General features: G+C 73.0%; 26 protein-coding genes. 9 read left to right on the forward strand and 17 right to left on the reverse strand.

Annotated features, from left to right (window positions below; translation table 11 throughout):
* Nucleotides 1-1690: serine/threonine-protein kinase (locus tag FHL80_RS16715; RefSeq protein WP_138734511.1), on the forward strand; the 1690-nt coding region annotated here is incomplete at its 5' end.
* 4 nt (nt 1691-1694) lie between these two features.
* Here FHL80_RS16715 and FHL80_RS16720 read toward each other — a convergent pair.
* From FHL80_RS16720 to lpdA, 3 genes are all read right to left on the reverse strand, one after another.
* Complete coding sequence (locus FHL80_RS16720; RefSeq protein WP_138734512.1) at nt 1695-2597, reverse strand: TIGR01777 family oxidoreductase; 903 nt, start codon at nt 2595-2597, stop codon at nt 1695-1697.
* Nucleotides 2598-2745: 148 nt separating this feature from the next.
* Nucleotides 2746-4542 (reverse strand): 2-oxoglutarate dehydrogenase, E2 component, dihydrolipoamide succinyltransferase, encoded by a 1797-nt coding sequence (gene sucB, locus FHL80_RS16725; RefSeq protein WP_138734513.1) that lies wholly within the window; start codon nt 4540-4542, stop codon nt 2746-2748.
* A 63-nt stretch (nt 4543-4605) separates the two neighbouring features.
* A complete protein-coding gene (gene lpdA / locus FHL80_RS16730; RefSeq protein ID WP_138734514.1) occupies nt 4606-5985 on the reverse strand; it encodes a dihydrolipoyl dehydrogenase in 1380 nt (459 codons plus the stop codon).
* Between the two features lie 158 nt (nt 5986-6143).
* Here lpdA and FHL80_RS16735 point away from each other — a divergent pair, with 158 nt between their 5' ends.
* On the forward strand, nt 6144-6512 hold the full coding sequence (locus tag FHL80_RS16735) for an oxidoreductase (protein WP_138734515.1): 369 nt from the start codon (nt 6144-6146) through the stop codon (nt 6510-6512).
* Between the two features lie 36 nt (nt 6513-6548).
* Here the strand turns inward: FHL80_RS16735 and FHL80_RS16740 are convergent, their stop codons facing one another.
* Nucleotides 6549-8066: a leucyl aminopeptidase gene (locus FHL80_RS16740; protein WP_138734516.1), complete on the reverse strand. Its 1518-nt coding sequence runs from the start codon at nt 8064-8066 to the stop codon at nt 6549-6551.
* 87 nt (nt 8067-8153) lie between these two features.
* On the opposite strand from FHL80_RS16740, the gene gcvT reads away from it, so the two are divergent.
* Nucleotides 8154-9314 (forward strand): glycine cleavage system aminomethyltransferase GcvT, encoded by a 1161-nt coding sequence (gene gcvT, locus FHL80_RS16745; RefSeq protein WP_138734517.1) that lies wholly within the window; start codon nt 8154-8156, stop codon nt 9312-9314.
* A gap of 15 nt (nt 9315-9329) precedes the next feature.
* Here the strand turns inward: gcvT and FHL80_RS16750 are convergent, their stop codons facing one another.
* The 3 genes from FHL80_RS16750 to FHL80_RS16760 are packed head-to-tail and all read right to left on the reverse strand — an operon-like array spanning nt 9330 to nt 11103.
* The gene (locus FHL80_RS16750) at nt 9330-10505 is read right to left on the reverse strand and encodes a YihY/virulence factor BrkB family protein (RefSeq protein ID WP_138734518.1); all 1176 of its coding nucleotides are present in this window, start codon (nt 10503-10505) and stop codon (nt 9330-9332) included.
* A 44-nt stretch (nt 10506-10549) separates the two neighbouring features.
* On the reverse strand, nt 10550-10822 hold the full coding sequence (locus FHL80_RS16755) for a DUF4235 domain-containing protein (RefSeq protein WP_138734519.1): 273 nt from the start codon (nt 10820-10822) through the stop codon (nt 10550-10552).
* Nucleotides 10819-11103, reverse strand: a complete 285-nt coding sequence (locus FHL80_RS16760; RefSeq protein WP_138734520.1) for a DUF3618 domain-containing protein — start codon at nt 11101-11103, stop codon at nt 10819-10821. Before FHL80_RS16760 ends, FHL80_RS16755 begins: the two co-directional genes overlap by 4 nt.
* A 140-nt stretch (nt 11104-11243) precedes the next feature.
* On the opposite strand from FHL80_RS16760, the gene FHL80_RS16765 reads away from it, so the two are divergent.
* Entirely contained in the window at nt 11244-11456 is a 213-nt protein-coding gene (locus FHL80_RS16765) for a hypothetical protein (RefSeq protein WP_026845271.1), read from the forward strand.
* A 21-nt stretch (nt 11457-11477) separates the two neighbouring features.
* Here FHL80_RS16765 and FHL80_RS16770 read toward each other — a convergent pair whose 3' ends face one another.
* Together FHL80_RS16770 and FHL80_RS16775 are read right to left on the reverse strand one after the other, a co-directional pair.
* A complete protein-coding gene (locus FHL80_RS16770) occupies nt 11478-12461 on the reverse strand; it encodes an aldo/keto reductase family protein (protein WP_138734521.1) in 984 nt (327 codons plus the stop codon).
* A 99-nt stretch (nt 12462-12560) separates the two neighbouring features.
* On the reverse strand, nt 12561-13178 hold the full coding sequence (locus tag FHL80_RS16775) for a DUF3043 domain-containing protein (RefSeq protein ID WP_138734522.1): 618 nt from the start codon (nt 13176-13178) through the stop codon (nt 12561-12563).
* 219 nt (nt 13179-13397) lie between these two features.
* On the opposite strand from FHL80_RS16775, the gene FHL80_RS16780 reads away from it, so the two are divergent.
* Nucleotides 13398-13754 carry a HesB/IscA family protein gene (locus FHL80_RS16780; RefSeq protein ID WP_014741535.1) on the forward strand — a complete coding sequence of 119 codons (357 nt, stop codon included), beginning with the start codon at nt 13398-13400 and terminating at the stop codon, nt 13752-13754.
* A gap of 131 nt (nt 13755-13885) precedes the next feature.
* Here FHL80_RS16780 and FHL80_RS16785 read toward each other — a convergent pair whose 3' ends face one another.
* The 4 genes from FHL80_RS16785 to FHL80_RS16800 are packed head-to-tail and all read right to left on the reverse strand — an operon-like array spanning nt 13886 to nt 16828.
* Entirely contained in the window at nt 13886-14143 is a 258-nt protein-coding gene (locus FHL80_RS16785; protein WP_138734523.1) for a hypothetical protein, read from the reverse strand.
* Nucleotides 14140-16074: an asparagine synthase (glutamine-hydrolyzing) gene (asnB, locus tag FHL80_RS16790; RefSeq protein ID WP_138734524.1), complete on the reverse strand. Its 1935-nt coding sequence runs from the start codon at nt 16072-16074 to the stop codon at nt 14140-14142. The genes FHL80_RS16785 and asnB overlap by 4 nt, the downstream gene beginning before the upstream one ends.
* Nucleotides 16075-16119: 45 nt before the next feature.
* On the reverse strand, nt 16120-16473 hold the full coding sequence (locus tag FHL80_RS16795; protein WP_246078738.1) for a DUF3817 domain-containing protein: 354 nt from the start codon (nt 16471-16473) through the stop codon (nt 16120-16122).
* Nucleotides 16463-16828 (reverse strand): metalloprotease, encoded by a 366-nt coding sequence (locus FHL80_RS16800; RefSeq protein ID WP_034907108.1) that lies wholly within the window; start codon nt 16826-16828, stop codon nt 16463-16465. Before FHL80_RS16800 ends, FHL80_RS16795 begins: the two co-directional genes overlap by 11 nt.
* Before the next feature lie 295 nt (nt 16829-17123).
* Between FHL80_RS16800 and ctaC the strand changes: the two genes are divergently transcribed.
* Together ctaC and FHL80_RS16810 are read left to right on the forward strand one after the other, a co-directional pair.
* A complete protein-coding gene (ctaC, locus tag FHL80_RS16805) occupies nt 17124-18011 on the forward strand; it encodes an aa3-type cytochrome oxidase subunit II (protein ID WP_138734525.1) in 888 nt (295 codons plus the stop codon).
* A gap of 33 nt (nt 18012-18044) precedes the next feature.
* The gene (locus tag FHL80_RS16810; RefSeq protein ID WP_138734526.1) at nt 18045-18443 is read left to right on the forward strand and encodes a cytochrome c oxidase subunit 4; all 399 of its coding nucleotides are present in this window, start codon (nt 18045-18047) and stop codon (nt 18441-18443) included.
* Nucleotides 18444-18917: 474 nt separating this feature from the next.
* On the opposite strand, the gene qcrB is transcribed toward FHL80_RS16810, so the two are convergent.
* The 4 genes from qcrB to ctaE are packed head-to-tail and all read right to left on the reverse strand — an operon-like array spanning nt 18918 to nt 23225.
* Complete coding sequence (gene qcrB, locus FHL80_RS16815; RefSeq protein ID WP_138734527.1) at nt 18918-20606, reverse strand: cytochrome bc1 complex cytochrome b subunit; 1689 nt, start codon at nt 20604-20606, stop codon at nt 18918-18920.
* Nucleotides 20606-21724 (reverse strand): cytochrome bc1 complex Rieske iron-sulfur subunit, encoded by a 1119-nt coding sequence (qcrA, locus tag FHL80_RS16820; RefSeq protein WP_138734528.1) that lies wholly within the window; start codon nt 21722-21724, stop codon nt 20606-20608. The genes qcrB and qcrA overlap by 1 nt, the downstream gene beginning before the upstream one ends.
* The gene (gene qcrC / locus FHL80_RS16825) at nt 21721-22602 is read right to left on the reverse strand and encodes a cytochrome bc1 complex diheme cytochrome c subunit (RefSeq protein ID WP_138734529.1); all 882 of its coding nucleotides are present in this window, start codon (nt 22600-22602) and stop codon (nt 21721-21723) included. The genes qcrA and qcrC overlap by 4 nt, the downstream gene beginning before the upstream one ends.
* An 8-nt stretch (nt 22603-22610) precedes the next feature.
* A complete protein-coding gene (gene ctaE, locus FHL80_RS16830; protein ID WP_138734530.1) occupies nt 22611-23225 on the reverse strand; it encodes an aa3-type cytochrome oxidase subunit III in 615 nt (204 codons plus the stop codon).
* Between the two features lie 147 nt (nt 23226-23372).
* Here ctaE and FHL80_RS16835 point away from each other — a divergent pair, with 147 nt between their 5' ends.
* Nucleotides 23373-23795 carry an ANTAR domain-containing protein gene (locus FHL80_RS16835; RefSeq protein WP_138734531.1) on the forward strand — a complete coding sequence of 141 codons (423 nt, stop codon included), beginning with the start codon at nt 23373-23375 and terminating at the stop codon, nt 23793-23795.
* A gap of 8 nt (nt 23796-23803) precedes the next feature.
* Entirely contained in the window at nt 23804-24871 is a 1068-nt protein-coding gene (gene trpD / locus FHL80_RS16840; protein ID WP_246078739.1) for an anthranilate phosphoribosyltransferase, read from the forward strand.
* Nucleotides 24872-24933 lie beyond the last annotated feature (62 nt).

Below are 24933 nucleotides of genomic sequence, written 5' to 3' on the forward strand. Positions count from 1 at the left end.
CGCCCAGCCCGGCCCTCCTGCGGCTCCCGTCGTGCCCGGTTACGTGCTCGAGGAGCTGCTCGGTCGCGGCGGCTCCGGGCAGGTCTGGCGTGCCCGACCTCGCGGCGGTGGTCCGCCGGTCGCGGTCAAGGTCCTGGTCCGGGGCGACGCGGCCCGGCAGGAGCGCGAGGCCGCGCTGCTCGGCGAGCTCGACCACCCGCACCTGGTCCGCCTGCACGAGGTGGTGCGGCGGGAGGTGCGGGGAGGCCCGGCGGAGGTCACGCTCGTCCTCGACCTGCTCGCCGGCGGCAGCCTGGCAGCGTTGCTCGCCCGCCGCGGACGGCTGCGCCCGGGCGAGGTCGTCACCGCCGTGGCACCCGTGGCGGCGGCCCTGGCCCACGCCCACGACCGTGGCGTCGTGCACGGCGACCTCTCCCCGGGGAACGTGGTCTTCACGGCGGAGGGCCGCCCGGTGGTGACCGACCTCGGCACGGCACGCCTGGTCGGTGACCGGGTGCGGGCCGAGGTCACCCCGGCCTACGTCGACCCCGTGGTGGCCCGTGGCGGTGCGCCCGGACCGGCCTCGGACGTCTTCGGGGTGGCTGCCGCCGCCTTCCACGCGCTCACCGGGATCGCACCGTGGAACGCCGCCGACCCCCGGGGCACGCTCGGCGTCGCCGCCGACGGCGAGCTCCCGGACCTCGCTCTGCTGGCGCCGGAGGCGCCGGAGGAGCTCGTCCGGGTGGTCCGGCGAGGGCTGTCGCCGGAACCGCACCAGCGCGGCTCCGCGGCGGCCTTCGCCCTGGACCTGCGGCACGCCTGCGCGCCCGAGCCGGTCCGGCTGCCGGTGACCGGCGTCCCGGACACCGAGCCGGGGGCGACCGGTCCCGGGCGGCGCACCGAGCTGACCCACCAGGTCCCCGGCCGGGTCCGGGCGGCCCACGCCGCACCTGTCCCCGACGGGCGGCTGGCCCGGCTCCGCGCCGGCCTGATCGAGCGGCTGGGCCCGGCGGCGGACCACGACGTCCGCGGCGTCGCCGGTCGGCTGCTCCACCGGGCGGTCGTGGTGGCCGGTGTCCTGGTGGCAGTCGCCGCCGGTCTCACCGGGGCGGCCTGGGCGGGGGTGAGCTGGGGCGGCGGCTCGGACGAGCCGGTACCGGTGGCGGAGACGACCGGGCAGCGGGCGGCGGCGGACGGGACGTCCACGGCGCCACCCGCCGACCCGGCGCCGGGCCGGCCGACGGGCACCGCCGTGCCACCCGCCGACCCGGCGCCTGCCGGCGTGCCCGCCGCCGACCGGCCCGGGCCGCCGGCCGACGACGCAGCGTGGGCCGCCGTCCTCACCGAGCTGTACGCCCGGCGCGCGACGGCATTCACCACCGGGGACGCGACGGTCCTCGGCGGGGTGTACGTGCCGGGCAGTGCGCTGCTCGACCGGGACACCACTGCGCTGCTGGCGCTGCGTGACCAGGGGCAGGAGTTGCGCGGCTTCGCACCCGAGGTCCGACGGCTGGTGCAGGTCAGCGCCGGGGCCGACGGCCGGGTCGAGGTCCGGCTGGTCGACGAGCTGCCGGGCTACCGCGTGGAGCCGACCGGCGACGAGGGGCCGGTGGCCGCCGACGTGCCGGCGCGCGGTGCAGCGGAGGTTCGCCTGGTCCTCCAGCAGACCGCGGCCGGCTGGCGGATCAGTGATGCCCGGGTGGAGCAGTGAGCTCTCACCGGCGTACCGCTGCCTCCAACGCCGACGCGAGGTCCGGGTGGGTGTGCCTGAAGCCGGCTGCCTCGAGCACCGCCGGCACCGCGCGCTGGCCGGCGAGGACGCCCACCCGGGCCAGCTCGCCCAGCACCAGACGCATCGCCGGTCCCGGGACGGTCAGCACCGCCGGCCGGTGCACCACCCCGGCGAGCGTCGCGGTGAACTCGGCGTCGGTGACCGGCGCGGGTCCGGTCAGGTTCACCGGGCCGGAGACCGGTGACGTCAGCAGGAAGCGGATCGCGTCCACCTCGTCCCGCAGGCTGATCCAGGGCATGTACTGCCGGCCGTTGCCGAGCTTCCCGCCCAGCCCGGCGCGGAAGAGCGGCAGCATCTTCCCCAGCAGACCGCCCCGGCCGAGCACGAGTCCGGTGCGCAGCGTCGCGACCCGCACGCCGGCCGCCACGGCCGGCCCGGTGGCCGCCTCCCACTCCACGCACACCCGTGCCAGGAAGTCGTCCCCGGCCGGCACGGTCTCGTCGACGACCCGGTCACCGGTGTCGCCGTACCAGCCGACCGCGGACGCGGAGAGCAGGACACGCTCCCGGCCGGGATGGTCGGCCACCGCCTGGGCGAGGGCACGGCTGACCGTCGTGGTGCTGTCCACCCGGCTGGCAAGCACGAGCTGCTTGCGCTTGGTCGTCCACGGACGGTCGGCGACCCCGACACCGGCGAGGTTCACCACCGCGTCGACGTCGTCGAGCAGGCCCGCCGGGATGCGGTGCAGGGCCGGCTCCCAGCGGTGCTCGTCTGCTGTCCGCGGGGTCCGGCGGACCAGCCGCAGCACGTCGTGGCCGTCGGCGCGCAGGGTCCGCACGAGCTCCGGCCCGATGAGGCCGGACGATCCTGTGACGGCGACCTTCAACGTGGGCTCCCTGGATCGAGGTGCGGGCGCCGGAGGCGCACCGTCGGGCGGCGCAGACGGCGAAGGGCCCCGGCCTGAGCCGGGGCCCCGTCAGGCCCCGGCCACCTCGACCCCAGCGGGCGGGGATGAGGTGGCCGGGGCCGCGTGCTCAGGACAGGCCGAGCTCTCCGTGGAACTGACCGGCCTCCAACCGCTCCCGCACCGTGGTGAGGAAGCGGGCGGCGTCGGCACCGTCGACGATCCGGTGGTCGTAGGTCAGCGCCAGGTAGACCATCGACCGCACCGCGATGACCTCACCCAGCTCCGGGTCCTGCACGACGACCGGGCGCTTCACGACCGAGCCGACGCCCAGGATCGCGACCTGCGGCTGGTTGATGATCGGGGTGTCGAAGAGCGCGCCCCGGCTGCCGGTGTTGGTCAGCGTGAACGTCCCGCCGCCCAGCTCGTCGGGGGTGACCTTGTTGGACCGGGTCCGCTCGGCGAGGTCGCCGATCTTGCGGGCGATCCCGGCGAGGCTGAGGTCGCCGGCGCCCTTGATCACCGGGACGAGCAGACCGCGATCGGTGTCGACGGCAACGCCCAGGTTCTCGCTGTCGTGGTAGGTGACCGTGCCCGCGGCCATGTCCACCGAGGAGTTCACCGCGGGGTGGGCCTTGAGCGCCTCGACGGCCGCCTTGGCGAAGAACGGCAGGAACGAGAGCTTAACGCCCTCACGGGCGGCGAAGTCGTTCTTCACCCGGTTGCGCAGGTTGGCGATCCGGGTGACGTCGGCCTCGACCACGGTCGTCAGCTGGGCGCTGATCTCCAGGGACTCGACCATCCGCTTCGCGATGACGGTGCGCAGCCGCGACATCTTCTCGGTGCGGCCGCGCAGCGAGCTGTCCGGCGTGGCGGCCGGCGACGGGGTGGGTGCACCCGACGACGCAGCAGCAGCCGGGGCGGCCGCCGCGGGAGCGGCGGGGGCGGGCTCGGCGGCCCTCTCGGCTGCTGCCAGGACGTCCTGCTTGCGGATCCGTCCGCCCACGCCGGTGCCCTCGACCGTGTTCAGGTCCACCCCGTTGTCAGCGGCGAGGCGACGCACGAGCGGGGTCACGTAGGCCGCGGCACCTGCCGGGGCAGGAGCCGGCGGGGTCGCCGGCGCGACGGCCTCGGCCGGCGAAGGCTGGTCGGTGGGGGACTGGGTCGGCATCGCCCCGCTGGAGCCGTAGTCGGCACCAGGCTGGCCGGTGTCGGTGGTGGCCTTCACCGAGGTCGGCTGGGCCTCCTGCGAGACGGGCGCCGGCGCCTCGGTCTCCGGAGCCGACTGCTGCGGCTCGTCGGCCGGCGGCTCGTCGGCCGACGGCGCGGGGGCGGCCGGTGCCGACGCGGGCGCGGCACCAGCGGCGCCGATGACCGCGAGCTCCGCGCCGACGTCGACGGTCTCGTCCTCGTTGACCGTGATCGACAGCAGCGTGCCCGACACCGGGGACGGGATCTCGGTGTCGACCTTGTCCGTCGACACCTCGAGCAGCGGCTCGTCGGCCGCGACCTCGTCACCGACGGCCTTCAGCCACCGGGTGACCGTGCCCTCGGTGACGCTCTCACCCAGCGCCGGCATGGTCACCTTCGTGCCCTCACCGCCACCCGCCGAGCCGCCGGACGGTGCCTCCGCTGCTGGGGCCTCCGCTGCTGGGGCCTCCTGGGCCGGGGCGCCGCCGTCGCCACCGGCGTCGCCGCCGATCACGGCGAGCTCCGCGCCGACCTCCACGGTCTCGTCCTCGGCCACGATGATCTTGGACAGCACGCCGGCGGCCGGGGACGGGATCTCGGTGTCCACCTTGTCGGTGGACACCTCCAGGAGTGGCTCGTCGACCTCGACCTGGTCACCCTCCTCCTTCAGCCAGCGGGTGACCGTGCCCTCGGTGACGCTCTCGCCCAGGGCGGGCATGGTGACGGACGTCGGCATCGAAGGCAGGTCTCCTCTAGTCGTGGGGGTCGTGCAGGCGGTCGTACAGGTGGTGCCGAGCGATCAGCTGTGCGCGTGCAGCGGCTTGCCGGCCAGCGCCAGGTGCGCCTCGCCCAGGGCCTCGCTCTGGGTCGGGTGCGGGTGGATCAGCTGGGCCACCTCGTCGGGCAGGGCCTCCCAGTTGTAGATCAGCTGCGCCTCGGCGATGAGCTCGCCGACCCGGCTGCCGACCATGTGCACGCCGATGACCGGGCCGTCCTTCTGCCGGATGAGCTTGACGGCACCGGAGGTCTTGAGGATCTGGCTGCGGCCGTTGCCGCCCAGGTCGTAGGTGAGCACCTCGACCTCGCCGTACTTCTCCTTGGCCTGGGCCTCGGTCAGCCCGACCGAGGCGACCTCGGGGTCGGAGTAGGTGATCCGCGGGACGCCGGCGTAGTCGATCGGCACGGCCGGCAGCCCGGCCAGCCGCTCGGCGACGAGGATGCCCTCGCCGAAGCCGACATGCGCCAGCTGCAGGGTCGGGACCAGGTCACCGACGGCGGAGATGGTCGGCACGTTCGTCTGCATGTACTCGTCGACGAGGACGTAGCCGCGGTCCATCGCGACGCCGGCCTCCTCGTAGCCCAGGCCCTGGCTGACCGGACCGCGACCGACGGCGACGAGGACCAGCTCGGCCTCGAACTCCTTGCCGTTCTGCAGGCTGACCTTCACCCCGTCAGCGGTGGTCTGCACGCTGGAGACGAGACTGCCGAGCGAGAAGTCGATCTTGCGGCGGCGGAAGGCGCGCTCCAGCAGCTTTGAGGACGACTCGTCCTCCAGCGGCACCAGGTGCGGCAGACCCTCGACGATGGTGACGTCGACCCCGAAGGACTTCCAGGCGCTGGCGAACTCGCAGCCGATGACGCCGCCGCCGAGGATGATCGCCGAGCTCGGGACGCGGTCCAGGTTCAGCGCGTGGTCGCTGGTGATGACCCGGGTGCCGTCGACCTCGATGCCGGGGAGCGACCGGGCGTAGGAGCCGGTGGCCAGCAGCACGTGGCGGCCCTCGTAGGTCTCCCCGTTCACCTGTACGGCGGTCGGGGAGACCAGCCGGCCCTCCCCCTCGACGTAGGTGATCTTGCGGCTCTTGATCAGGCCCTGCAGACCCTTGTAGAGCTTGGAGATGACGCTGTCCTTGTAGGCGTTGACGCCGTCCATGTCGATCCCGGCCAGCGAGGTCTTCACGCCGAACTGCTCGCCCTCGCGCGCACTGTCGGCGATCTCGCCGCTGTGCAGCAGCGCCTTGGTCGGGATGCAGCCGCGGTGCAGGCAGGTGCCACCGACCTTGTCCCGCTCGATCAGGACGACGGACAGACCGAGTTCGGCGGCGCGCAGCGCGGCGGCGTAGCCACCGGAGCCACCACCGAGGATGACCAGGTCAGCGGGGGCGGTCGGTGCGCTCACGAGTGCTCCTCAAGTGCTGGGTGGCCCGGAGGTGTCCCGGGCACGGCGATCCTGCGCCTGCCCATCCTGCCACTCCCGGGAACGGCGCGTCCGCATGCACCGTTGCTGTCGCTGGAGCGTCGCGCAGCAGGTCGCGACCCCGGGGACAGGAGCAGGGCATGGGGTTGTTCGACCGGCTGCGCGGCCGGGGCGCCGGAAGGGGTCAGGGCAGCGGCCGCCGAGGCACGCTCGACCGCGCCTCCGGGTCCGCGGACCTCGCCCACCTCGAGCAGTTCGTGGCCACCCGGCGCGGGGTCGAGGGGTACGTCGAGCCGCGGACCGCCGTCACCGAGACGACGATCCTGCTCGTCGCGGCCGACGGTGAGTGGACCCGCCGGCGCATCGACGGCCCCGAGGTCGCGCGCCGGCTGTCCCGGGACCTGGCGGTGCCCGTCTACGACGCCCAGGTCACCGGCTACCCGCAGCGGATGCGGGACTGGAGTGCTCGACAGAAGCAGCAGGAGCACCGTCCCCCCACCACTCGCTGACACTCGCGGCGGGCCCCTGCAAGATGGCCGCTGACGTCAGCCCGCGGCGGTGATCAGGTCCTCGATCGTCGCCAGCAGGGTGCGCACCGGCACGCCGGTCCCGCCCTTGGGGGTGCAGCCCCACGGGGCCCCGGTGTTGTAGGCCGGGCCGGCGACGTCGATGTGCGCCCACTGCTGGCCGGACGGGATGAACTCGGCGAGGAAGTGACCGGCGACGAGCATGCCGCCGAACCGGTCCGAGCCGGAGTTGGTGAAGTCCGCGGTGGCGGAGTCCAGGCTGCGGCGCAGCTCCGGCGGCAACGGCATCGCCCACATCGGCTCGCCGCTGCGCCGGCTGGCCGTCACGACCGCGTCCCGCAGCTCCTCGCTGCCCATGACCCCCGAGGTCCGGGTGCCCAGCGCCACCAGCTGCGCGCCGGTCAGGGTGGAGGTCTCCAGCAGGTGGGCGGGGGAGTCCTCGAGCGCGCGGGTGATCGCGTCGGCGAGCACCACGCGGCCCTCCGCGTCGGTGTTGGTGATCTCGGACTTCTTGCCGTTGCGGAAGGTCACCACGTCGGCCGGTCGGTAGGCGGTCCCGCTGGGCAGGTTCTCCGCGATCGGCACGGTGGCGGTGACGTCGACCGGGAGGCCGAGCTCGGCGACCAGGCAGACCGTGGCGATGACCGCGGCCGCCCCGGCCATGTCGCTCTTCATGTCGGCCATGCCGGCCGCCGGCTTGATCGAGATGCCGCCGCTGTCGAAGGTGATGCCCTTGCCGACCAGCGCCACGCTCGTCCGGGCCTTCTTGCCCCGGTACTCCAGGCGCAGCAGCCGTGGCGGGCGGGCCGAGCCGGCGCCGACGGCCAGGATGCCGCCGTAGCCGCCCGCGGCCAGCGCCTTCTCGTCGAGCACCTCGACCGACAGCCCGGCCTTCTTGCCGGCGGCCGCGCCGCGCGCGGCCAGCTCGGCCGGGTACAGGTCGTTCGGCGGCGTGTTCACCAGGTCGCGCACCAGCGCGACGGCGTCCGCGACGGCCCGGACCCGGGCCAGCGGCGCCTTGGCGGCCCCGGTGTCGGGGACGACCAGCTGGAACGACGCCGGCGGGGTGGGCCGCCCGGCGGGGAGGTCGGACTTGTAGGCGGTGAACTCGTAGGCACCCAGCAGCGCGCCCTCGCCGACCGCGTGCAGCCGCTCGGCGTCCGGCGCCCCACCGACCGCCGCGAGCAGGGTGACCACCGCGCCGCGTCCGGTGAGTGCCCGGCTGGCGGCCCCCGCCGCGCGCCGGAGCGCCTCCGGTGCGTACCCGCCGTCGGGCTGCGGAGCGCCGAGCCCGGCGACCGCCACCACCGGGAAGGGCCCCTGGCCGAACGTGGGCAGCTTGGTGACCTCGTCCTCGCCGCCCTTCGCGCCGAGGTCGGCCAGCGCGGCGAGCAGCCGGCCGCCGAGCAACCGGTCGACGGCGTCGGCGCCCGGCGTGCTGAGCAGGCCGTCGGGTCCCTTGCCCACACCGACGACGACGGCGTCGGCAGAGAGCTTCTCGAGCGGGCGGTCGATGGCGGAGATCGTCGGCGGCACGCGGTGATCCTAGAAGGACCCCCGTGCCCCGGTGCCCCGCACGCTCGGCCCGGGGCCCGGCACGGGAGCCGCACTAGCGTGTCCACCGTGAGCCCGCTGACCTCTCCCCTGCACGACCGCCACGAGGCCGCTGGTGCCAAGTTCGCCGACTTCGGCGGGTGGTCCATGCCGATCGAGTACGCCGGTGGGGGAGTGCTCGCCGAGCACACCGCGGTGCGCGGAGGAGTCGGCCTCTTCGACGTCTCCCACCTCGGGACGGCGACCGTCCGCGGTCCCGGGGCGGCGGAGTTCGTGAACGCCTGCCTGACCAACGACCTGGCGAGGATCGGCCCGGGGCAGGCGCAGTACACGCTGTGCTGCGTCCCCGACGGCGAGCCGCAGGCCGGTGGCGTGCTCGACGACCTGATCGTCTACCTGCACGGCCCCGACGACGTCCTGCTCGTGCCGAACGCCGCCAACGCCGCCGCCGTCCTCGCCCGGCTCGCCGACGCAGCACCGGCCGGGGTCTCGGTCACCGACCGGCACACCGAGGTCGCCGTCCTGGCGCTGCAGGGTCCCCGGTCGGCGGAGGTGCTCGCCGCCGTCGGGCTGCCCGGGCAGCTGGACTACATGTCCTTCGCCGGGACGCCCGGCGCGGCCGGCGACGAGGTGACCGTCTGCCGCACCGGGTACACCGGGGAGCACGGCTACGAGCTGCTGGTCGCCGCCGACGGCGCAGCCCGGCTCTGGGACGCGCTGCTGGCTGCCGGTGAGCCCGAGCAGATCCGCCCGTGCGGCCTCGGCGCCCGGGACACGCTGCGCACCGAGATGGGGTACCCGCTGCACGGCCACGAGCTGTCCCTGGACATCACCCCCAACCAGGCCCGCTCGAGCTGGGCCGTCGGGTGGCAGAAGGACACCTTCTGGGGCCGCGAGGCGCTGACGGCGGAGAGGGCCGCCGGCCCGGCGAGGCAGCTGTGGGGCCTGCAGGCGCCCGGCCGGGGGATCCCACGCCCCGGCATGAGCGTGCTGGCCGCCGACGGATCGGTGGTCGGTGAGGTGACCAGCGGGACGTTCTCCCCGACCCTGCGCACCGGCATCGCCCTGGCGCTGCTGGACACCGCGGCCGGGCTCGGTGAGGGGTCCGAGGTCGCCGTCGACGTCCGAGGCCGCCCGCAGCCGGTCGTCGTCCGTCGTCCCCCGTTCGTCGAGTCCCACACGAAGGACCCCGTTCCCCCCACGACTCGCCAGCTCGCCGTGGACCCCTGAACGGGGCCAGGAGGGCTACGCCTTCTGCTTGCTCTCCTTCGTGGGCGTCGGCGGGTCGGGCAGCTCGTCGGCCATGGTGGCGTCGCGCTGGCCCATCGGCTGCGGCTCGCCCTCGGTCGTGTCCGCCGACGTCTGGTGCTCGGCCTCGGAGTTGATCTCCGCCCCCAGGAGGACGAGGAAGACGGTCAGCTGCAGCCACAGCATCAGCACGATGACGCCGGCGATGGCCCCGTAGGTCTTGTCGTAGGAGCCGAAGTTGTTCACGTAGAGGCTGAACAGCAGGCTGACCAGCGCCCAGATGACGGTGACGACGATCGAGCCGAGGCTGACCCAGCGGAACTTGGGCGCGTCCCGGTCGGGGGCCACCCGGTAGAGCACCGACAGCGCGCCGGCCATCACCCCGAGCAGCAGCACCCAGCGCAGCACCTGCGCCAGGATGGTCCCGACGATCCCCAGCGGCAGCGCGTCCAGCACGGCGGGCACCACCGCGATCAGGGCGATGGTGAGCAGCACGAAGATGATCGCGCCGAGGGTGAGCCCCAGGGCCAGCAGCTTGCGCTTGACGAAGCCGCGGGTCTCCACCTCGTCGTAGGCCAGGTTGACCGCGGTGATCAGGTTCCCGGTGCCGCCCGCCGCGCTCCACAGAGCCGCGGCGATCGAGATGATGAGGCTGACCGTGAGCGCGCCGCCGCTGTTGTCCACGATGTTGTTCAGCTGCTCGCTCAGCAGCGTCTGGGCCTCGGCCGGCAGCTGGTCCGACAGCGACTGGATCTGCCGGGAGACCGTCTCCGGTGAGGCCACCAGGCCGTAGAGCGAGATGGTGGCGATCAGCGCGGGGAACAGGGCGAGGAAGGCGAAGAACGCCACGCCGGCCCCGATGATCGGCATGTTGTCGGCGCTGTTCTCCGCCCACGCCCGCTTGACGATCTGCACCCAGCCGCGCGCCGGGATCTCCGTCGGCTTCTCCGCGTGCACGCCCGGCAGCTCGGACTCGCTGGGGACCTCGGGGGCCGGGCGGTTGGCCTCCCGCCGTTCGGTGGCCACGACGGTGGACGTGGTGGCGCCGTCCCGGGGGAGCGGGTCGGTGGACCTGTCCTCGGCTGCGCGGGCCGCGGCCCGGCGGGCGGCCTTCTCCGCCACACGTTCCTGGATCCGCTGCACGGCGCTCTGCGGTCGCTGGGTGTCCGGCATCGTGCTGGTCCTCGTCTCGCGGTGGTGTCTGGGGGTGGTGGAGGTCAGTCGCCGGGCCAGGCGCCGGTCAGCTTGGTGAAGCCGCGGGCCCCGCCCCGGCTCACCAGCGCCTTGACGACGGCGACGATCGCGCCGCGGAGAGCGGAGGCGAGGACGATCTCGCGCAGCCGGTACTCGCTCTGCATCGCGGTCGGGGCGTCCTCGGCGTTCGTCGCCTTCTTCCAGATGAGCTGGAACAGCGCCGCAGCGATCGAGCTGGCCACGAGGCTCCCGAACAGCCCGATCGGGCGGTAGGCGATCTTCGCGCCCTTGCTCATCGCTTCTTCCTCCAGACGACGAGGCCCACGACGGCGGCCAGCAGGGCCGCGGCCCCGAGCACGGCAGGTGGGCTCTCCCGATAGGTCTCCACCGCGACGTCCCGGGCGACCAGGGCCTTCTCGGCGACCTGCTCCCTCACCCGTGCCGGTACGTCCAGCCGCACCGCCAGCTCGTCGACGGTGCGGCCGAGCTGCTCCCGGGTCGCCTCGATCTCGGCCTGGACGGCGTCGGGGTCCCGGGGACGCCCGACGTCGGGCTGGCCCGAGGTGGGCTGGCTCATCGGGTCCTCCGCGGGCTCGGGTGGACGGCGGTGGGCGCGACTGCGCCCCGGCCCTCCCATGCCCCGATGCCGTTACCGCGTAAACCAAGATCGCGGCGCGCGGGACTGCTGAGGTCGCGGTTGGTCGCTAGCCTCGCCGCATGGGCTGGACCTGGCAGCTGGAGGACCCCACCGGGGCGACGGTCGATCCCGCCACGCTGGGGGTGGAGGTGCCCGAGTGCGACAACCAGGGCGACGCCGAGTCCTGGCTGGGGGAGGCGTGGCGCGACCTGCTCGAACGCGGCATCGCGACGGTCACCCTCCAGCAGGACGGCGAACGGGTCTACGGCCCGATGGGCCTGGCCGCGACCTGATCGTCGCGGCCAGGCCGGGCGTCATCCGCGCGAGGTCTTGGCGGGGTCGCGCTCCACGACCTCGCCGAGCACCTCGTCGATGCGCGTGAGGACCTCGGCCGGCAGCTGGACGCCGGCCGCCTTGACGTTGTCGTGCACCTGCTCGGGGCGGCTGGCACCGATGATCGCTGCGGCGACGTTCGGGTTCTGCAACACCCAGGCCACCGCCAGCTGCGCCATCGACAGGCCGAGCTCCTCGGCGATGGGCCGCAGCTGCTGCACCCGGGTGAGCACCTCGTCGGTGAGGTAGCTCTGCATCGAGCCGCCGACGGTGGCGTGCCCGCCGCGGCTGTCGGCCGGCGGCTGCTGACCGGGCAGGTACTTGCCGGTCAGCACGCCCTGGGCCAGCGGCGACCAGACGATCTGCGAGAGGCCCTCCTTCTCGCTGGTCGGCACCACCTCGGACTCGATGACCCGCCACAGCATCGAGTACTGCGGCTGGTTGCTGATCAGCTGGACCTCCAGCTCCCGGGCCAGCTCGGCGGCGGCGGCGATCTCCTCGGCGCGCCACTCCGAGACGCCCAGGTAGAGCACCTTGCCCTGCCGCACCAGGTCGGCGAAGGCGGTCATCGTCTCCTCCAGCGGCACCGAGGCGTCGTAGCGGTGGGCCTGGTAGAGGTCGACGTAGTCGGTCTGCAGCCGCTTCAGCGAGGCGTTGCAGCTCTCGGTGATGTGCTTGCGGGACAGGCCGCGGTCGTTGGCGCCTGGTCCGGTGGGCCAGTAGACCTTGGTGAAGACCTCCAGGCCCTCGCGGCGCTGGCCGGCCAGCGCCCGGCCGAGGACGGACTCGGCCTTGGTCTGGGCGTAGACGTCGGCGGTGTCGAAGGTGGTGATCCCCACGTCGAGGGCGGCCCGCACGCAGGCGTGCGCGGCGTCCTCCTCGACCTGGCTGCCGTGGGTCAGCCAGTTGCCGTAGGCGATCTCGGAGATGGACAGGCCGGAACGGCCGAGGCGTCGTGTCTGCACGACACCAGACGGTAGCCCTTAGCAGTGCTCAGTACTCGTCGTGGCCCTGCAGGGTCCAGCGTGAGCGTGCGAGCGCTGTGGGGCAGGAGAGCCCTTCTCCTACAACTCGGCGCCGAGCGCGACCTGCGGCTTGGGGAAACGCCAGCGACGGATCATCGTCGCCCGGCTCACCCCGTACCAGACCAGCGAGCGCATCGACTCCTCGTGGTTCGGGAAGCGCTCGAGCACGACCCGCTTGATCCGCCGGCCGAGCACGAACGAGTCGGCGATGATCACCAGGAAGAACGCGAACCACACGAACACGGTGTAGCCCTGCACCGCCGGGTTGGGGATGAAGTAGCCGATCAGCACCAGGGCCGCGACGACGAGGAAGAAGCTGCCGGCGTTGCGCCGGGCGTCGACGACGTCGCGGACGAGGCGGCGCACCGGGCCCCGGTCACGGGCGGGCAGCGCGCTGTCGTCACCGCGGGCGGCGGCCTCCCGGGCGCTGCCCCGGCCGGCGGCCTGCTGCTCGCGCTGCCGCTTGAAGGCCTCCTTGCGCGTGGTCGGCGGCGGCGGGACCGGCCCGGAGCGGCGGCCCTGCGCCTCGGTGCGCTTGGGGGTCGGCCGGCCCTTGCCGGTCGTGCCCACCGCCGTCGCCCCGTGGGCGGTCACGGTGGTGGCGGCGTCCGGCGTCGTGTCGGCGGCGGGACGGCGGCCGGGCAGGCGGAGCTTCACGGACGTGGAGTCTACGTGTCCGCAGGTCCGCTCCGGCGCCGATCGCGGGGCCGGCGTCCTCCGCGGGGGTGGTCGGCGTGCTCCCTTCCCGCGGACCCGCGCCGTACAGTGGGAAGCAGCTCCGCCACGGCGGTGTTGAGCGCCAGTGATGACCAGCCAGAGGAGCCCGCTCCCGCGGCCGGTCGAGCAGGACACCCTCGAGTGTGGGAGGACCACAACATGACCGTGCAGGACACGCAGGCCCCCGGCGCCACGGGCGTCATCCTCAGCGACCCCGCCGCGTCGAAGGTGAAGACGCTGCTGGAGCAGGAGGGTCGCGACGACCTGCGGCTGCGGATCGCGGTGCAGCCCGGTGGTTGCTCCGGCCTCCGCTACCAGCTGTTCTTCGACGAGCGCTTCCTCGACGGCGACCAGACCTACGAGTTCGGTGGCGTCGAGGTCATCGTGGACCGGATGAGCGGCCCGTACCTCGGCGGCGCGACGATCGACTTCGTCGACACCATCGAGAAGCAGGGCTTCACGATCGACAACCCCAACGCCGGCGGCTCCTGCGCCTGCGGCGACTCCTTCCACTGAGGAAGGACCCCGTCCTCCTCACCCCTCGCAAGCTCGGGGCGAGCCTCTGGACGGGGCCGTGCTGGGTCGGTCCTACGGACCTGCAACAGAGAGCGCCCGGCACCTCGACGAGGTGCCGGGCGCTGTCGCGTTCAGCGGTCGGTCTGCGGGTCCGACGGGATGGGGACGGGCACGCCGCCGCCGTTCGGCGGCGAGAGGCTGCTGTCCGGCGCGAAGCTGATCGTCGTCCGGGGCGAGATCGGCGGCGGGGTCCGTGCCGACGACGGCGCGACGGACACGGCCGCCGTCGTGGGGGCCGGCCCCGGGTCGTCGTCGCCGCCGGAGCAGCCGGCGAGGAGAGCCACCGCCAGCAGGCCTGTGGCCGCGCCGGGAGCCCGCCGGCGGGTCACAGCCGGACCGGGTAGACCGGCTCCGGGACCTCCGGGTGGATCCGCTCCTCGACGAAGATGCCGTGCCAGATCATGAAGACGAGCACCTCCCAGACCTGCCGGGCGATCCGCTTGCTGGGCACCTCGGCCTGGGCCAGCCGCTCGAGCAGACCGAGCACGTGGTCGCGGTCCAGCCACTCGTCGGTCTGGCTGTCCTTGACGATCGACTGCGCCCAGTCGTGCAGCGGACCGGCCAGGAACTCCGCCGTCGGCACCGGGAACCCCAGCTTGCGGCGGTTCATGATCTTCGGCGGCACGATCTGGCACATCGCCTGGCGGAGCGCGAACTTGGTCGCGTCGCCGCGGCGCGGCACCCGCATCTCCAGCGGGAGGCTGCTGGCCAGCGCGAACACCTCGGGGTCGAGGAACGGCACCCGGAGCTCCAGCGAGTTGGCCATCGTCATCTTGTCGGCCTTGACCAGGATGTCGCCGCGCAGCCAGGTGAACAGGTCGACGTACTGCATGGCCGTCACGTCGTCGTAGCCGGCGTTCCGGGTCTGCCGGTAGAGCGCCTCGGTGACCGTCACGTGCGACAGGTCCGGGTCGTGGCCGGGCAGCAGCTGGGCCAGCTCGTCGGCGTTGAGGTTGCGTGCGTTGCCGTAGTAGCGCTCCTCGAGCGGGATCGACGCGCGGCGCAGCAGGTCCTGCCCGCGGACGCCCTCGGGCACCAGCCGGGACAGCCGGCCCAGGGCCTGCCGGCCCACCGCGGGCAGCTTCGAGGCCCACGCCAGGCTCAGCGGCTCGCGGTAGATGGTGTAGCCGCCGAACAGCTCGTCGGCCCCCTCGCCGGAGAGCACGACCTTGACGTGCTTGCGCGCCTCCCGGGCCACGAAGTACAGCGGCACCAGCGCCGGGTCGGCGACCGGGTCGTCGAGGTACCAGACGACCGTCGGGATCGCCTCGGCGAACTCCTCGGCGGTCACCTCGACCGGCACGTGCCGGACGCCCAGGATGGCGGCGGACTCCGCGGCGATCTCCACCTCGGAGGTGGCCTCGCGCTGGAAGCCGACGGTGAAGGTCACCAGGTCGCGGTTGTACCTGTGCGCCAGCGCCGCGATCGCCGTCGAGTCGATGCCGCTGGAGAGGAAGGACCCGACGGTCACGTCCGCGCGCATGTGCTTGGCCACCGAGTCGTCGAGCACCTCGGCGATCCGGTCGTAGAGCGCCTGCTCCGACCCCGGGGCCACCGGCTCGGTGTCGAACCGGGGGTGGAACCAGCGGGCGGTGCGCAGCTCGCCGTCGACGACGGTGAAGCTGGTCCCGCTCTCGATCCGCCGGATGCCCCGGTGCAGGGTCGCCGGCTCCGGCACGTACTGCAGGGTCAGGTAGTGCTGCAGCGAGGCGGCATCGACGCCACCGGCCGCATCGCTGCCCCCGAGCAGCTCGAGCAGCGCCTTCTTCTCGGAGCTGAAGACCAGCCCACCGTCGGCCAGCCGGGCGGTGAACAGCGGCTTGATGCCGAAGGCGTCGCGGGCGCCGAACGCCGTCCCGGTCTGGCTGTCCCAGATGACGAAGGCGAACATGCCGCGCAGCCTCGGGACCACGGCCTCACCCCACAGGTGGTACCCGGCGACGATCGCCTCGGTGTCGCCCTCGGTCGCGAAGGTGGCACCGGCGGCCTTGAGCTCCTCGCGCAGCTCGAGGTAGTTGTAGATCTCGCCGTTGAAGACGATCCGGTAGCGGTCACCGGCGTACGGCATCGGTTGCGGGCTGCCCTCGATGTCGATGAACGCCAGCCGGTTGAACCCGAGGACGGCGTGCCCGTCGGACCAGATCTCCCGGTCGTCGGGGCCGCGGTGGCGCAGGCAGCGGAGCGCGTGCTGCACCCCGGCCACCGTCTGCTCGTCGACCCGTTCGGCGTCGGTGGACAGGTAGGCCAGCAGACCGCACATGCGGGAGGGCTCCAGGGAGTCGGGGGAGGGGGTCCGTCGGCGAGGTCAGACGCGCTGACCGGCGCGGGTCTTGCGGGTGACGATGCGTTCGGCGACGAACGACAGCAGGGGGATGGTGCCGGCCAGCAGGACGAGCACGGTGCCCTTCGCCGTCCACCGGGCGCGGAGGGCCAGGTCGAAGGCGGCCAGCAGGTAGACGGCGTACAGGAAGCCGTGGGCGGTCCCGATGACCGCGACCGGGCCCGGGCTGTCCGCCAGGTACTTCAGCGGCATGGCGACGGCCACCAGCAGGACCAGCATGACGCCGACGACGTAGGCCATCACGCGGTAGCGGGTCAGCGCGCCCCGGACCTTCGGCGAGACGGTCGCCGCCGAGGGCGCGGTCGACTCAGCGGCCACCGTTCACCTGCTGCCCGAGGGCCTTGGCGTTCAGCTCCGCCAGGTAGGCGTTGTAGGCGGCCAGCTCGGGGTCGCCGGTGGTGTCGATCCGGGGGCGCTGGTAGAGCACGACGGCGGCGCCGGGCTCGTCCTCGGCGGGGTCCCGGCGCAGTTCGTCCCGGACCATCCGCAGGTAGAAGCCCAGCCCCATGAAGCCGTACAGCGGCCACTGCAGTGCGTAGCTCCAGTTGACCGCGCCGCCGCCGTCCTCGGCCTTGGTCAGCTGCCAGTGGCCGAGGAAGAAGGTCGCGACGAACAGCGCCAGGACCAGCAGGTGCAACAGCACCCAGCGCCAGGTCAGGAGGCGTCGGTACACGCCTCCGACTGTAGCCGTCGGCCCGCGACGGGCGCCGTCGTCCGGCCCTCCGGCGGCGGGTGCACCGCGGGCCACACGCGGCACCACCTGCGCGGACGGCCGTCCGCCGGGACGCCGACCCGCCGGCCCGGGGCCGACCCGCCGGGTCGGTGCTCCCGCTCCCGGGACGACAGGCGGGGTCGGCTAGTCTCGGCGAGACTGTGGTCGGGGTGGGCATGACCTGTCGGGCGACCGACGAGCCCCGCCGGTGAGACCGCGTGGTGCCGCCATGCGGGGGATGAGGAGGCAGCGGGCAGTGGCTCGACGCAGCAAGCCGGCGCAGGTCGCCGGGCTCGGTCTCCTGGGGGCGCTGACGCTCAGCGGGTGTGACGTCCGAGGCAGTTGGCTCAGCTGGGGATGGCCCGAGGGCATCACCGACGAGGCGCACCGGATGCACGACCTGTGGATCGGTTCGACCCTGGCCGCCCTCGTCGTCGGCATCGCGGTGTGGCTCCTCATCGCCTACGCGGCGATCAGGTACCGCAAGCGCAAGGGCAGCGACGAGGAGCTGCCCCGGCAGACGGCGTACAACCTGCCGCTCGAGGTCGTCTACACGATCATCCCGTTCGTGATCATCGCGGTGCTGTTCTTCTTCACCGTGAGCACGCAGAACCGGGTGATGGAGCGCAGTGACGACCCGGACGTGACCGTCGCGGTCAACGCGTTCAAGTGGAACTGGCAGTTCGTCTACCCGGACACCACCGACGCCAACGGCGGCGAGCCCGTGTCGACCGTCGGGTCCACCAACGAGGTGCCCATCCTGGTGGTCCCCACCGGTGAGACGATCCGCTTCGAGCTGGCATCGGCCGACGTCATCCACTCCTTCTGGGTGCCGGAGTTCCTGTTCAAGCTCGACGTGGTCCCCGGCAACGAGAACGGCCGGGACAACGTCTTCGAGGTGACCGTCCGCGAGGAGGGCGCCTTCGTGGGTCGCTGCGCCGAGCTCTGCGGGACGTACCACGCGTTCATGAACTTCGAGGTCCGGTCGGTGAGCCCGGCGGACTTCGACGCCTACCTGAGCGCCCGCGAGTCCGGCCTGTCGACCTACGACGCGCTGGAGACCATCGGCCAGCCCGGTGCGTCGATCGCCACCGAGCCGTTCAAGGGCGACCGCGAGCAGGCCTCGGCGGCCTCGGATGACTGACCCGATCACCCCGCAGCACCTGGAGGACCGGCCGTGAAGGTCGAAGCGCTCATCTTCAACTTGATCGCGGTGTTCTGCATCGCCGCCGCCGTGGTCTACGGCTTCTGGGCGCAGGAGCCGATCGGCACCACGGCGCTGGCCCTGTCCGCCGGGCTGACCTCGCTGATCGGTGGCTTCTTCTGGTTCGTCAGCCGACGCATCGACGCCCGCCCCGAGGACTCCAAGGACGCGGAGATCGCCGACGGTGCGGGCGAGCTCGGCTTCTTCAGCCCGGGCAGCTACTGGCCCTTCGGCCTGGCGCTCTCCGCGGGGCTGATGGGCCTGGCGCTGGCGTTCTACTACCCGTGGCTGATCGCCATCGCCGGCGCCGCCCTGCTGCTCACCATCGGCGGCCTGCTCTTCGAGTACTACGTCGGGCAGAACGCCCACTGATCCCAGCACCACCGCACGACGTCGGGGCCCCTCCCACCCGGGAGGGGCCCCGACGTGCGTCCGGGGCCGGTTGAGGGGGATGGCGAGAGCCATCGCCCGAGGGACCCCTGCCGCTCAGAGAGCTGTTGGCTGCTGTGGGCGGGGGGGGGGTTCCGCCCGCCGGGCCTGCGCCTCGTGCCGCGGCGACCAGAGCCCCCCGGCACCCGGGTCCCACGCCGTCCGGGTGGGTCGCTGGTGGCCCGTGGGCGATGGAGCCCGAGCCCACGGACGTCGGAGCTGCTCAGGTCGCCGGCGGTGGGTGCCCAGCGGCGGGGCCGTGCTGGCACCACGTGCAGGGGCGACCCGGCCGACGGGCGCGGGTTGCTCGCTGTCCGGTCGCCGGGGGCACGGGGAGACGACGAGCCCGCGGGAACGCAGCAGGGGCCCCGGCGGACTGTGCCGCCGGGGCCCCTGCTGGGTGGTGCTGTGCGTCGGTCAGTCGCGCGGGTCCTGCGGTCGGCCACCCTCGGACGGTCGGCCACCCTCCGACGGGCGACCCGAGCTGGACAGCTCGCGGCTGGCCTGCTCGGACTCGAGGCCTCGGGCCTCGATCTCGGCCTGCCGCTGGACCTCGGCCGGCTCCTCGATCGGCTTGAAGAAGCCCCGGATCGCGCGGCGGGCGCCACCGACCTGGTTCATCTTCTTGGGCACCGACGCGCCACCGTAGGCCAGCTGGCCGTGGCCGTGCGCGTCCACCGGCCCCAGGGGCTGGTGGACCTCGATGAACTCACCGCTGGGCAGCCGCCGGATGACCCCGGTCTCGATGCCGTGCTCAAGCACCTCGCGGTCGTGCCGCTCGAGGCCGATGCAGATCCGGTAGGTCGCCCAGTAGGCGATGGGGGGCAGCACCAGGAAGCCGATGCGGCCGAACCAGATCATCGCGTTCAGGCTCAGGTCGAACTTGTCGGCGATCAGGTCGTTGCCACCGGAGATCCACAGCACGACGTAGGCGGTGACGGCCATCGCCCCGAGCGAGGTCCGCACCGGGACGTCGCGCGGACGCTGCAGCAGGTGGTGGCTGGCGGTGTCCTTGGTGAGCACGCGCTCGAGGACCGGGTAGAGCGCCAGTGCACCGAACATCAGGCCCGGGAGGCCGAGGGCGCCCCAGAAGACCGGCGGGATGTGGTAGCCCCAGAGGACGATCTCCCACGGCGGGAAGATGCGGGCACCGCCGTCGACGAAGCCGATGTACCAGTCGGGCTGCGACCCCGCCGTCACCTGCGCGGGGTTGTAGGGACCCAGCAGCCAGATCGGGTTGATCTGCACCAGGCCACCGAGCGCTGCGCACAGCCCGACCACGATGAACAGCAGGCCCGTCGCCTTGGCCGCGAAGGTCGGGAACAGCCGGTTGCCGACGACGTTGTGCTCGGTCCGCCCGGCCCCGGGGAACTGGGTGTGCTTCTGCTTGACCAGGATCAGCAGGTGCAGCGCGATCAGGCCCAGCAGGATCGCCGGGATGATCAGCACGTGCAGGATGTACAGCCGGCCGATGATCACCTCGCCGGGGAAGTCACCACCGAAGACGGTGAAGTACACCCAGGTCCCGATCACCGGGATCGACAGGAAGACGGCGGAGAAGATGCGCAGCCCGCCGCCGGAGAGCAGGTCGTCCGGGAGCGTGTAGCCGGCGAAGCCCTCGAGCATGGCCAGCACCAGCAGGGTGACGCCGATGAACCAGTTCGTCTCCCGCGGCCGGCGGAACGCGCCGGTGAAGAAGATGCGCAGCAGGTGCACGACGATCGAGGCCACGAACAGCAGCGCGGCCCAGTGGTGCATCTGCCGGATCAGCAGGCCACCGCGGACGTCGAAGGAGATGTTCAGCGTCGACTCGTAGGCCGCCGACATCTCGATGCCGCGCAGCGGGGCGTACGTGCCGTCGTAGATGACCTCCTTCATGGAGGCGTCGTAGAAGAACGTCAGCCAGGTCCCGGAGAGCAGCAGGACGATGAAGGAGTAGAGCGCGATCTCGCCGAGGAGGAACGACCAGTGGTCGGGGAAGACCTTGTTGAGCGTCCGCCGGAGCGGGCCGGCCACGATCAGCCGGTCGTCGACCTCGAAGGCCGCCTTGCCGGCCAGCGAGGTCGGCTGACCGACCCGCGGACCGGGCACGGTGTTGGTCGCCATCAGCCGAGCCTCCCCATGTTCCAGAACGACGGTCCGACGGGCTCCGGGAAGTCCCCGCGCGCGACGAAGTAACCCTCATCATCCACGGTAATCGGGAGTTGGGGGAGCGGGCGGGTGGCCGGCCCGAAGACCGGCTTGGCGCCGTCCGTCACGTCGAACTGCGACTGGTGGCAGGGGCACAGGATCCGGCTGGTCTCCTGCTCGTACAGCGACACCGGGCAGCCGGCGTGCGTGCAGACCTTGGAGTAGGCGACGTAGTCCCCGTAGCCGAAGTCCTCCCGGCCGGCCGGGATCCGCAGCTCTGAGAGCTGCTCCGGGCGCAACCGGATCAGCATGACGGCGCCGTCGTAGGCCTTGTTGCCACCCGGCACCGCCGGGAAGACGGTGGCCAGCGAACCGGCGACCTGGTCACCCGGCCGGACCGGCGTGCCGTCGTCACGCAGGAGCCGCAGCCCGTCGGCCCAGGGCGTGGTGCCGAGCGGGTTGCCCTTGTTCGGGTTCTTGATGAACCCGCCCAGCAGGGACAGCAGCATGGCGCCGAAGGCCAGCCCCAGCAGTCCGAGGGTCCCTGCCAGCAGCTTGCGGCGAGGGAGCCCGGAGCTGTCCAGCCCGCCCATCAGCGTGGCGCCGGTGGTCACCCGGTCGAAGTGCGACCCGTCGTGCTTGTCCTGCACGGCCGTCTCGTGCGGCAGCAGCTTCTTGACGTAGAGCACCAGGCCGATGCCGATCGAGATCATCGACAGCCCGAACAGCGCGCCGAGCAACGGGGTGTACAGCGCGCTCCAGGTGCTGGAGCCGGTCGACCAGGCCCAGCTGGGCAGGAACCAGCCGGAGCCGGCGTAGACGACGACGAACGCCACCGCGAACAGCGCGGCGAGGGCGAACCACAACGTCACCTGGCGGGTGTTCCGCTTGTCCAGCGGCGACCCGGGCGGGGCGACGGGCTCGACGTGCAGGACCTCGACGCCGTCGTACCGGGCACCCAGCCGGTCGAGCTCGGTGCGGTCCATCGCGGCCAGCTGCTCGGGGCCGTAGTCGTCGTCCGGACCGCCGTGCAGCTGGCCGGGCTCGTCCGCGCCGCCGGCCGAGCCGGGGCGGGAGTGGTCGGTGGTGCTCACGCCTTGGTCCCCATCCAGAAGATCCCGAAGAGCAGGGCGCCGACGCCGACGACCCAGATGACCAGACCCTCGGCCACCGGGCCGACCCGGCCGATGCCGGCGCCACCGGGGTCTGCCTGGGCCTTCAGGGTCTGCACGTAGTTGATGATCGAGCGCTTCTCGTCCGGGGTGAGCTGGTTGTCCCCGAAGACGGGCATGTTCTCCGGCCCGGACAGCATCGCCGAGTAGATGACCATGTCACTGGCCTCCTCCAGCGAGGGTGCGCGCTTCCCGGAGGAGAGCGCCCCGCCCTTGCCGGCGAAGTTGTGGCACTGGGCGCAGTTGAGCCGGAACAGCTCGCCGCCCTCGGCCAGGTCGCCGGCGCGGAGGTCACCCGAGGGCAGGGTCGGACCGCCGCCGTTCTCCTGGATGTAGGCCATCAGCTGGTCGATCTCCTCCTCGGAGAAGATCGGCGGGCGCTCGGGGGCCTGTGCCTCCTGGCGGACCAGCGGCATGCGCCCGGTGTGCACCTGGAAGTAGACGGCGGCCTCGCCGACCCCGATGAGCGAGGGGCCGCGGCCCTCGATGCCCTGCAGGTTCGAACCGTGGCAGGTGATGCAGCTGCGCGTGTAGAGCTCGCGGCCGGCCTCGACGGCGTTCGACGGGTTGCCCGTCGAGTCGTCGGCGGCGCTGGCCCCCGGGGCGAGGGCGGAGTAGCCCACCCCGGTCAGCACGAGCGCGGCCATCAGACCGGCGACGTTGGCCAGCCGGCGGTGCTGCTTGGAGCGGCGCCGGTCCCGCGCCGCGGCGGCCGGGGTGCCGGCCGCCGGACGACGGCGGAACAGCCCGCGGCGACCGCCCTCGGGAGGAGTGACGGAGGAGGCGTTCGGTGTGGACACCCGGTTCCCTACTTGATCAGGTAGATCGTGATGAAGAGACCGACCCACACGACGTCGACGAAGTGCCAGTAGTAGGACACCACGATCGCCGAGGTCGCCTGGGCAGGCGTGAAACGGCCCATGGCGGACCGGATGAGCACGAAGACGAAGGCGACGAGGCCACCGATGACGTGCAACGCGTGGAAGCCGGTGGTCAGGTAGAAGACCGAGCCGTACGTCGAGGACGCGATCGTCGTCTCGTGGTTCACGATCAGGTTGCGGTACTCGTTCGCCTGACCGAGCACGAAGGTGAGGCCCATCGCGAAGGTGATGGTGAACCAGCGCCGCAGCCCGTAGACGTTGCCGATCTCCGCGGCGAACACGCCGTACTGACAGGTGACCGAGGACAGCACCAGGATCAGCGTGAAGACCAGCGCGTACGGGACGTCGAGCTCGGTGGGCTCCGGCGGCCATCCACCGGTGGCCCGCGCGCGCGAGGTGAAGTACATGGCGAACAGTCCGGCGAAGAACATCAGCTCGCTGGCGAGCCAGACGATCGTGCCGACGCTGACCATGTTCGGTCGGGTCAGGGAGTGCACCCGCGAGGTGTCGAAGGTGCTGCTCGCCACGGGGGCCGTTGTCACGGGGTCATCATGGCATCGGAACAGGTTGCACACGACGTGGGGTGGGTGCGCCTGGCGCGTTCCCGGGGAGGGGCTGGCACCGGGTGCCGCGCGGCGCGGTGAGCCGGGCTCCTCGTGCGCTTCGTCCCTGGCACTAGGCTCCCCCGGGTGAGCCCTGACGCCGCACCGGCCACCGTGCTGGTCTTCAGCCAGCGGGCCGAGGTCCGCGCCGCCGTCCGCACCGCGCTGGGCCGCTCGCCGGCGCCGGACGTGGGACCCCTCACGTACGTGGAGTGTGCCACCGGTGACGAGGTCGTCGCCGCGGTCGACGGCGGCGGGGTCGATCTCTGCCTGCTCGACGGCGAGGCCCAGCCCACCGGCGGCATGGGCATCGCCCGTCAGCTGAAGCACGAGATCGCCGACTGCCCCGCGCTCGTCGTGCTGATCGCCCGCCAGGCCGACCGCTGGCTCGCGCACTGGTCGCTGGCCGACGGCACGCTGGCCTACCCCGTCGACCCGCTCGTCGCGGCCGACGTGGTGGCGGCGCTGCTGCGCGAGCGACTCGCGCAGCGTCCCGCCGTCCGCCGCTGACCGGCCGCGTGGTCGAGGTGGGAGCCGCCGCCGGCCCGACGTGGCCGGGTCTGCTCACCCGGCTCCTCCGGAGCGAGGACCTGACGGCCGACGACACCCGCTGGGCGATGCGCCAGGTGATGACGGGGGAGGCCAGCCCCACCCAGGTGGCCGGGTTCCTCGTCGCGTTGCGGGCCAAGGGCGAGTCACCGGAGGAGGTCGCCGGACTGGCCGCCACGATGGTCGACCTCGCCACCCCGGTGACCCTGCCGGTCGACTGCGTCGACATCGTGGGCACCGGCGGGGACGGCGCCCAGACGGTGAACATCTCGACGATGGCCGCTGTGGTGACGGCCGCGGCCGGTGCGCCGGTGGCCAAGCACGGCAACCGCGCGGCGTCGTCCAAGTCGGGCACCGCGGACGTGCTCGAGGCGCTCGGCGTCGTCATCGACCTGCCGGCGCCCGCCGTGGCGCGCTGCGTGCGGGAGGCGGGCATCGGCTTCTTCTTCGCGCCGGTCTTCCACCCCGGTTTCCGGCATGCCGCCGTCCCGCGCCGGGAGCTCGGGATCGGCACGGTCTTCAACTTCCTCGGGCCGCTGACCAACCCGGCCCGCCCGGTGGCGGCCGCGATCGGCTGCGCCGACGCCCGGATGGCGCCGGTCCTCGCCGAGGTGCTGGCCCGGCGGGGCACCCGGGCACTGGTGTTCCGGGGCGATGACGGCCTGGACGAGCTGACCACGACCACGACGTCGGCGGTGTGGGTCGTCCGCGACGGTGAGGTGGTCGCCGAGCGACTGGACCCGACGGCGCTCGGGCTGCCGCTCTCGGCACCGGGGGCGTTGCGCGGCGGCGGCCCGGACGTCAACGCCGAGGTGGTGCGCCGGCTGGTGGCCGGGGACCACGGGCCGGTGCGCGACGCGGTCCTGCTGAACGCCGCGGCGGCGCTGGCCGCCTTCGACCCGCGGGGTGCCCGGCTGCACGACGCCCTGGCCGGTGGGCTGGAGCGGGCCGCGGCGGCGGTCGACGACGGCCGGGCCTCCGCCAAGCTCGACGAGTGGGTCCAGGTCAGCCGCGCAGCGCGAGCCGCCGCCACCTGACGAAGGGCCGTCACCCTGACGGCCCTGCTGCAGGGGCCCGCCGCGAGCCTGCGAGCGGTGGG

Origin of the sequence: Modestobacter excelsi, from assembly GCF_005930495.1 — a bacterium.
GTDB classification, from domain to species: domain Bacteria; phylum Actinomycetota; class Actinomycetes; order Mycobacteriales; family Geodermatophilaceae; genus Modestobacter; species Modestobacter excelsi.